This window comes from Shigella sp. FC1661, assembly GCF_001712525.1.
Lineage (GTDB): Bacteria > Pseudomonadota > Gammaproteobacteria > Enterobacterales > Enterobacteriaceae > Escherichia > Escherichia coli.
This window is the reverse complement of record NZ_MDGW01000103.1, coordinates 1-7,709: the sequence shown is the minus strand read 5'-3', so window position 1 is coordinate 7,709 and position 7,709 is coordinate 1. Positions and strand designations below refer to the sequence as shown.

The 7,709-nt window shown below is 55.4% G+C and carries 8 protein-coding genes and 3 pseudogenes; 3 read left to right on the top strand and 8 right to left on the bottom strand.

What is annotated here, in order from left to right; all coding sequences use genetic code 11:
- The 3 genes and pseudogenes from BFF42_RS07510 to BFF42_RS07500 all read right to left on the bottom strand — a co-directional run.
- Window positions 1–177: pseudogene (locus BFF42_RS07510) on the bottom strand (phage minor tail protein L); the annotation flags it as partial.
- The gene (locus BFF42_RS07505; protein ID WP_000807924.1) at window positions 177–518 is read right to left on the bottom strand and encodes a phage tail protein; all 342 of its coding nucleotides are present in this window, start codon (window positions 516–518) and stop codon (window positions 177–179) included. The pseudogene BFF42_RS07510 and the gene BFF42_RS07505, both read right to left, overlap by 1 nt.
- Window positions 511–3,572, bottom strand: a pseudogene (locus BFF42_RS07500) (phage tail tape measure protein). Before BFF42_RS07500 ends, BFF42_RS07505 begins: the two are co-directional and overlap by 8 nt.
- Window positions 3,573–3,616: 44 nt before the next feature.
- On the opposite strand from BFF42_RS07500, the gene tnpA reads away from it, so the two are divergent.
- From tnpA to BFF42_RS07485, 3 genes are read left to right on the top strand one after another with little or no spacing between them, the layout of a single operon-like run.
- A complete protein-coding gene (gene tnpA, locus BFF42_RS07495; RefSeq protein ID WP_000042910.1) occupies window positions 3,617–3,946 on the top strand; it encodes an IS66 family insertion sequence element accessory protein TnpA in 330 nt (109 codons plus the stop codon).
- Window positions 3,933–4,325 carry an IS66 family insertion sequence element accessory protein TnpB gene (gene tnpB, locus BFF42_RS07490; protein WP_000950647.1) on the top strand — a complete coding sequence of 131 codons (393 nt, stop codon included), beginning with the start codon at window positions 3,933–3,935 and terminating at the stop codon, window positions 4,323–4,325. The genes tnpA and tnpB overlap by 14 nt, the downstream gene beginning before the upstream one ends.
- 42 nt (window positions 4,326–4,367) lie before the next feature.
- A complete protein-coding gene (locus tag BFF42_RS07485) occupies window positions 4,368–5,933 on the top strand; it encodes an IS66-like element ISEc49 family transposase (RefSeq protein ID WP_000354982.1) in 1,566 nt (521 codons plus the stop codon).
- Window positions 5,934–6,067: 134 nt separating this feature from the next.
- Here the strand turns inward: BFF42_RS07485 and BFF42_RS07480 are convergent, their stop codons facing one another.
- The 5 genes and pseudogenes from BFF42_RS07480 to BFF42_RS07460 form a co-directional block, all read right to left on the bottom strand.
- Window positions 6,068–6,328: a hypothetical protein gene (locus BFF42_RS07480; RefSeq protein ID WP_000224021.1), complete on the bottom strand. Its 261-nt coding sequence runs from the start codon at window positions 6,326–6,328 to the stop codon at window positions 6,068–6,070.
- 47 nt (window positions 6,329–6,375) lie between these two features.
- A complete protein-coding gene (locus BFF42_RS07475; RefSeq protein WP_001234260.1) occupies window positions 6,376–6,657 on the bottom strand; it encodes a phage tail assembly protein T in 282 nt (93 codons plus the stop codon).
- Between the two features lie 23 nt (window positions 6,658–6,680).
- On the bottom strand, window positions 6,681–7,055 hold the full coding sequence (locus tag BFF42_RS07470; protein WP_000710952.1) for a phage tail assembly chaperone: 375 nt from the start codon (window positions 7,053–7,055) through the stop codon (window positions 6,681–6,683).
- 14 nt (window positions 7,056–7,069) lie between these two features.
- Window positions 7,070–7,459: pseudogene (locus tag BFF42_RS07465) on the bottom strand (major tail subunit); the annotation flags it as partial.
- Window positions 7,460–7,475: 16 nt separating this feature from the next.
- Window positions 7,476–7,709, bottom strand: a 234-nt coding sequence (locus BFF42_RS07460) for an IS1 family transposase (RefSeq protein ID WP_001393844.1), incomplete at its 5' end; no start/stop codon positions are given.

Sequence of the window (7,709 nt, the reverse complement as noted above, 5' to 3'; positions counted from 1 at the left end):
GTATGCCTCATACTTACGCCCCTGCCAGGTGACCGGCTCCCCTTTTTCATTCAGCTCATTACAGAAAAAATACCGCTCACCACCCTGCACCGTCAGGTCAATTTCCCAGAGTACCACCCGCGGTGACTGCTCTGATTTAACCGACTCGCTCAGACTTTCTTCGTGAATATCCTGCATCAGTTCACCACCTGCTCAATCGTACAACTGAAATCACTGTACCTGGCGTTATCTGTGACGCTCCACTCCCGGCATACCACCCTCACCGTCCGGTTATGTTTCGGCGGTCGCCACAAAAAGGCACGGTAACCACCATGCCACGATAAAAACTCTTCCAGCCATCGCCGGGTCGCCTCATCCGTCACCCGGAACACCGCCTGAAACGTCTTCAGTCGGGCATTAAGTCCCGTCGGGCGGCGCTGTTCATAACCGTCACCAAACCGTACCCTCGCCACCGACGGTTTCTCACTCACCTGCATCCCTTCACGCGGGACCAGATGCAGCGTTTTTATCTCAGCCACTCAGCATTCCTCCGTCACGTCGCATGGACAGCATCACCGCCTGCACCCGCTGGTCAATCAGTTGCACAAGGCTGCCCGCAGCTTCCGGCCCTATCTGGCCATTAGTCCCGTCATTCTGAATGGCGATATGGTAGACCGGGGAATACACCAGACCTGCACTGCCGTTCATACTGCCCACCGCTCGCACACCCAGCGAGCCATCCGCCGCCCGGGTCAGGGGCATAATGGCTTCAGGACCGGCCTCCCCCATCAGTCCCGCCCCTTTTGCAAAGGCAAAGTACGTGGGCGTATCCACAATACTGTTGCTGTACGCACTCAGGTTTGCCGAGGTATACACACCGCCTTTTGCATTGGCCACCGCACCGCCCAGCCAGCTACCAATACTGCCGATAAATCCTCCCGCTCCGGACATACTGTTTGCCGCCGTCTTGATCCCGTTGACAATCGCGGCATTCATAAGAACTTTTGATATTTCCTGCAGCACTGATGAGGCCCAGCTGCGCCATTCCACTTTATTTCCGTTCAGCATCTCCGTGATGTTATTCACCATCCCTGAGATACCCTCCGTCGCAAGCTGTACTGCCTGTGAGGCGTAATCGGACGCATTATCCACCCAGTTACTGAATCCCTCCTGCAGCCCTTTCTGCCAGTCCGCACGCTGCACATCCGATTCGGCATAAAAGGCTTCCTGCTCTTTCAGACGTTCACTCAGATACTGCGCGTTCTGTGCCAGAGCCTGTCTGTAAAAATCCTCACTGATATCCCCGGTCTGATACTGAGACTGAAGGTCCGCATCCTTCTGGCGGAAACTGTCGCGGATCTGCTGCAACTCCCGCATGCGTTCACGGAGCCGCTCTCCCTGCCCGTACCCCAGCAGTTCCGCTTCATTTGATGCACGCGCAGCCACATTATCATTCTTCAGGGTCTCTTCCCGGGACCGCAACTGCTCCCGGATTTTTTGCTGGTCAATCAGGGCCGCATTGCGCAGCAGTTCCTGCTTCTGCATCTCCGTCAGGGTTTTCAGTTCGCCCTGCGCAGTCTGGTATTTCAGCTTCGCCAGCTCTGTATTCTGCCCCGCCAGTGCCAGTTGCTCTTTCTGCTGCTTCAGCAGCCGGGAAAAACTGTCTTCCGCTTTTTCCGTCTCTGATTTTCCACCCCGGGATTTGGGTTTATTCGCCTCGTTATTGCGCCAGGCTTCCAGGGCATTACTGATATAACGTTGTCTCGCCTCCTGATACGGATCACCCACAAAACCGAGGTCATCCGCCGCATACCCCAGTCGGACACGCTCTGTTTTTGTCAGGGCACTCTGCTGTTTATCATCCAGAGTGGCCTGTGGCAGCCGTAACGGCACATTCACCAGTCCCTGCCGCTGCTGAAGCAGTTCATTACCCAGCCCCAGCAGACGGTTGAATTCCGTATGCTGACCGTTCATAACCAGCATGGACTGGTACACCTTATTCTGCTCTGCCGCCTGCTGACGAATTAACGCCACACGACGGTCGTCCAGCCCGGGTTCGCCAGAACATACTGATATTCTGCGATTTTTTCCTGCAGGGATTTCACCCGACTAGCCTGTTCATCAATCAGCCGGTTCTGCTCTGTCAGCGCCGCCCGTGTTCGTCCTTCATTATCTGAGGCTTCAGGCAAAGACATTGACGGCGTTTTATGCGCGATTTCATCTATCGTCAGTGCATACTGGCGCGCAGACTCCCAGGCCTGCTCCTGATTCTGGTACAGCGTGTACCATGCTGCAGCCCCCAGCATCACCAGTCCGGGTACGCCACCAACCAGCCCCAGCGCACCGCTCATCAGACGTGAGCCCACCGCCGTTGTACTGTTCAGCGCATTCTGGGCGGCGCTTCTGGCAGCAATATTTCTGTTCAGGCGTTCCTGTGTGGCCGCCAGACGGGCCTCTGCAGCAATCTGCATCTCCGTCCCGCGGGCTGCCGCCACGGCCTGCTGAGCACGGTACACGGCTGCCCTTGCCCGCGCCGTGGCAATCTGCGTTCCCCTGAACTGTGCTTCCGCCAGTGCAACTTCATTACGTGCAGCCGTCACAAGTCCTGCCGTGGCAGACATCGCTCCGGAGGCCATATTGCCAAAGTACCGGGCAACCCCGACGGCAACCAGCGCCCCCACAGCTGTTGCCACATTATCAATCTGTCCGGCAACACCGTTCAGCACGCCGGAGAGCGTTTTTGTCACCCCGCAGGCCTCATTCACTTCGCCCACCCAGGCCATAAAGGCGTTTTCCACCTTCGTGATACTACCGGAAACCGTTTCCGGCATGGCCGCATATTCATCACGTAATATCCCCAGCTGGCTGATTAACGCAGGGACCACTTTATCCGCTGTCAGTTTTCCGTCATCCGCCATTGCCTTCAGATCTTTACGGGCCACACCCATCCCCGCAGCAAGCGCGCGGATCACCCGGTCGCCATTTTCGTTAACAGCATTAAATTCTTCGCCACGCAGTACACCCTGTGCCAGTGCCTGGCTGAACTGGGTGATCACCGAACCGGATTCCGCAACTCCAGCCCCTGACAGTTTCAGTCCTGTCGAAATGGCCTCCGTCACCTTCAGCACATCATCAGCACTGTAACCATATTCACGCATCGAGGCAGCCGAACGGGCAAACAGGGCCGCATTATCCGAAAACGCGGTACCTGTTCGCTGACTGATATCCATCAGCACTTTCTGTGATGACGAGAATTCATCCGATGACTGAGATGCCTGTTTCAGACGGGCATTCACGGAACCCCACTCATCGGCCAGCGAAATCAGGTGTCCGGTGGCAAAGGCACCGGCAAATGCGCCAGCCATTCCGACAGCAGAACCGCGAATTTCCGTCAACTGACTGTTCAGTTCTGCAAGGGCGCGGCGCTGTTCCCGTGCGGCAGCAGCGGCATGACGTCCGCCATTCTGTAGGGTCCGGTAATATTCACTGCCCATACGGGACGCCCGCTGGATCTCCGACTGGAATGACTGTGAATTTGCCGAAATTTTGAGTGTCGTTACGGGGAAGTCATCTTCATAGGGATCTTCGGTCAGTTAGTATTACCGACATCCATTCACCAACTTACCGGAGATAATCGATGTCAAAACCCCGATGGACCATTGAACAGAAAAGGCAGCACGTTGCTGCCTGGCGCGCCAGTGGTCTTACACGTCAGCAATACTGTGAACTCAACGATATTCCCTTCACATCACTTCGCGAATGGCCGCAGGATGTCGCAAAAGCTGAACGCCGGGCAAATGAACCGACCGTTCTTCCCGTTCATATTGCGCCACCACTGCATGCTGATGTACCACAGCCCGTCACGAATGAGCCAGTCACGCTCTTCCTTCCCGGTGGAGTACGGATGTGCTGTCAGCCGTCACAACTTACCGATGTCTTCAGGGCACTCAAATATGCTCAGTCCTGATAATGTCTTCATCGCAATTAAACCTGTTGACATGCGCCGGGGCATCGACTCACTGACGCAGTATATACAGGATGAACTCCGGTCGACATGGCATGAGGGAGCCGCCTTCGTCTTTGTTAACAAAGCCCGTTCGCGTATCAAAGTTCTCCGGTGGGATAAACACGGGGTGTGGTTGTGTACCCGCCGTCTGCACAAAGGCAGCTTCCGCTGGCCACGTGCAAATGACGCTGCCTGGCACCTCACTCCCGACGAGTTTAACTGGCTGATTGCCGGTGTTGACTGGCAGCAGGTTAAGGGACATGACCTGACGAAATGGGTCTGGCTGAATGAACCTGAACTGCGCCCTGAAAACACGCAAAATACACTGCTAACTCAGTGAAAAATAATGAATATCCGTATCTGGAGTGGTATACTCCCCTGTATGGATATCTCCGCTCTCAACACCACGAATGACATCGAAAAACTGCGTGCTATGGCACTTGCCATGGTACAAGAAGTCATGTCGGAGAATGCCGAAAAAGAGCGGGAATTACTGGAGAAAAGCCGGCGCATCCAGCTTCTGGAAGAAATGCTGAAACTGGTTCGTCAACAGCGCTTCGGAAAAAAATGTGAAACGCTGGCTGGTATGCAACGCTCCCTATTCGAAGAGGATGTTGATGCCGATATCGCCGCGCTTACCGCACATCTGGATAAACTGCTCCCGCAATCCCCTGAAGAAGATGAAAAAGCGTCCCGTTCACGCCCGATACGCAAACCCTTACCGGTTCATCTTCCACGGGTGGAAAAAATTATCCAGCCGGACACTGACCATTGCCCTGAATGTGACGAGCCGCTGCACTATATCCGCGATGCGGTGAGTGAAAAGCTGGAGTATATTCCCGCTCACTTTGTGGTGAACCGTTATGTCCGTCCGCAATACAGTTGTCCCTGTTGCCAGAAGGTGTTCAGCGGTGAAATGCCGGCACATATCCTCCCGAAAAGTGCCGTTGAGCCATCAGTCATCGCACAGGTGATCATCAATAAATACGGTGACCACCTGCCTCTGTATCGCCAGCAACAGGTCTTTGCCCGTTCAGATGTCGGGCTGCCCGTCAGTTCGATGGCTGACATGGTTGGCGCGGCGGGTGCCGCATTATCTCCCCTGGCGGCGTTACTCCATCGCGAGTTGATAAACCGTCCGGTGGTGCATGCAGATGAGACTACCCTGAAGATCCTGAACACGAAGAAAGGCGGTAAATCCTGCTCCGGTTATCTGTGGGCATACGTCAGTGGAGAAAGGACGGGACCGTCAGTTGTGTGCTTCGACTGCCGGACCGGACGTAGCCATGAGTATCCTGAAAACTGGCTTCAGGGCTGGGGCGGGACGCTGGTTGTCGACGGACATAAAGCTTACCGGACTCTGGCAAACAAAGTGCCGGAGATCACGCTGGCCGGATGCTGGGCCCATGCCCGCAGGGGCTTCGCCGACCTGTATAAAATCAGTAAAGATCCACGGGCTGCCATAGCCGTGAAGAAAATCGCGGGGTTGTACCGTCTTGAGAAGAAGATCAGTAGCCGCCCCGTGGAAAAAATCCGCCAGTGGCGACAGCGTTATGCCCGTCCGATACTGGAAGAACTGTGGTCATGGCTTGAAGAGCAGGAACCGCAATGTTCTCCGGGAAAGGCATTACACAAAGCCATTGCCTATGCGCTGTCTCATCGCGTGGAACTGAGCCGCTTCCTGGAAGATGGTGCGGTGCCGCTGGATAATAATGTGTGTGAACGGGCCATCAAAAACGTGGTTCTGGGCAGAAAATCGTGGCTGTTCGCCGGTTCGCAGATGGCGGGAGAACGCGCCGCGCAAATAATGAGCTTGCTGGAAACCGCGAAACGCAACGGTCTGGAGCCGCATGCCTGGTTGACAGACGTCCTGATGCGTCTGCCGGAGTGGCCGGAGGAGCGACTGGCAGAGTTGCTGCCTCTTGAGGGATTTACCTTCTCCGGGTGAGTGATACCTGCCGTCAGGTGTTCGTGCACCGGGCCATAACCTGCAGTCGGGAGTTGAACTCCTGACGGCAGGAAATGAGCCAGACCAGCAACCACGCGGGCTGACAGCGAATAAGAACCTGAATCAGCCCGGAGTCATTCCCGGGTCAGTACATCATCACCTGCAATTAATCCCCGAGTCAGTACTTCGCGGCCTGACGCGATCACGCTACTCAGTACTTCAGAGCCCGCCTCCGGTACCTGCCTGGCGATCGCCTCTGTGCAACAAAATAAATCAACCGTTATCAAACCACGAGCGTTCGTATGCGCCGCCGATGACGCGCGCCTGAAAAATGCGTCAATATGAGTTCCCCGGAAGCTTACAATTTTGATAATCAGTTCACGTAACGTCGCCATTCACCTTTCTCCGGGCGTAAAAAAACCGCCTCAGCGGTTCTCATCATTCATGACTGTGCTGCAAAGCTCAGCGCGTCTTCCAGCGCCGCAAACGGATCCACCTCCGGCTTATCCTCATCCTCGCCCCAGCAGAGCATGACGTCCTTCAGTGCAACATTCATCCCCTGTGCCCCGAAAACCGCTTTCACGATCTGTGCATTACGGATATCCCCGCGCTCATCACCCAGCGGGGATATCCTGTCGAACTCCATCCACATCATCGCCTCGCTCGCACTCAGGCTGTGGCGCAGTTCGGATAAGGTGCGCCCCAGACGGAGCGCAAGTCGCATCAGAAAGCGAATTTCCGGGCGGGCTACTTTTTTCTGGCCGACTCTGCATCAGCGATCAGTTCCAGTGCCTGACGCAGCAACCGGGCATGTACCGGACCATAGACGGCCAGCACCTGCTCACGGTCGTCCGGAGTGAACACCCGCTGCAGGTCCGTATCACACAGGACATCGCAGAACAGCGTCACATCCGCTTCCAGGTTACGGCGGGTTTTCGCCACCACCGACAGGGTATCGTCATCCTCTCCATCACCATTGAGCACTTCCTGCCACAGATACCAGGCCTCTGCCGAAGGCTCCCGCAGCACCACGCTGACATTCCCCCATTCCGGCACCTTCACCGTTTTATGACGAAACCCTGACAGTCTGGCCAGCGCCAGCGTTTTCAGATCCTTTTTCATGATGACCCATCCCCTTATCCGGCAGCTGCGCTCACTGTCACGGTGCATTCAACAGACGTCACACTCTGTGCTTTCTCTGCCGAATCGGTCACCACGCAGGTATATTTCCCCGCATCAGCGGACTGCGCACCTGGCTTACTGAAGGTGTCTGTCGTCTGCCCGTCAACCGGCTGACCATCCTTCTTCCAGGCGTATTTATACGGCGGCATTCCCCCGTTGGCACTGACTGACATTGTCAGCAGCGCACCGGTATTCACGGTAAGTGTCTTATCCAGATTTTTCACAAACGCCAGCGGTACCACAAAGGACACCGGTTTGCCTTTCAGACGCAGTGAGAACGTTGCAGCCACCACACCGTTGGTACCGGATGACCAGGTGTGCTGACGCACTTCCGCCAGGAATTTAGGTAATGACTCCAACTTACTGATAGTGTTTTATGTTCAGATAATGCCCGATGACCTTGTCATGCAGCTCCACCGATTTTGAGAACGACAGTGACTTCCGTCCCAGCCTTGCCAGATGTTGTCTCAGATTCAGATTATGTCGCTCAATGCGCTGAGTGTAACGCTTGCTGATAACGTGCAGCTTTCCCTTCAGGCGTGATTCATACAGCGGCCAGCCATCCGTCATCCATACCACGACCTCAAAGGCCGA

Excerpts from the sequence above, each read along its gene's own strand:
- tnpB (WP_000950647.1), top strand. The coding sequence starts at position 3,933 with ATGCTCAGTCCTGATAATGTCTTCATCGCAATTAAACCTGTTGACATG.
- BFF42_RS07470 (WP_000710952.1), bottom strand. The coding sequence starts at position 7,055 with ATGAAAAAGGATCTGAAAACGCTGGCGCTGGCCAGACTGTCAGGGTTT.
- BFF42_RS07475 (WP_001234260.1), bottom strand. The coding sequence starts at position 6,657 with ATGCGACTTGCGCTCCGTCTGGGGCGCACCTTATCCGAACTGCGCCAC.
- BFF42_RS07480 (WP_000224021.1), bottom strand. The coding sequence starts at position 6,328 with ATGGCGACGTTACGTGAACTGATTATCAAAATTGTAAGCTTCCGGGGA.
- BFF42_RS07485 (WP_000354982.1), top strand. The coding sequence starts at position 4,368 with ATGGATATCTCCGCTCTCAACACCACGAATGACATCGAAAAACTGCGT.
- tnpA (WP_000042910.1), top strand. The coding sequence starts at position 3,617 with ATGTCAAAACCCCGATGGACCATTGAACAGAAAAGGCAGCACGTTGCT.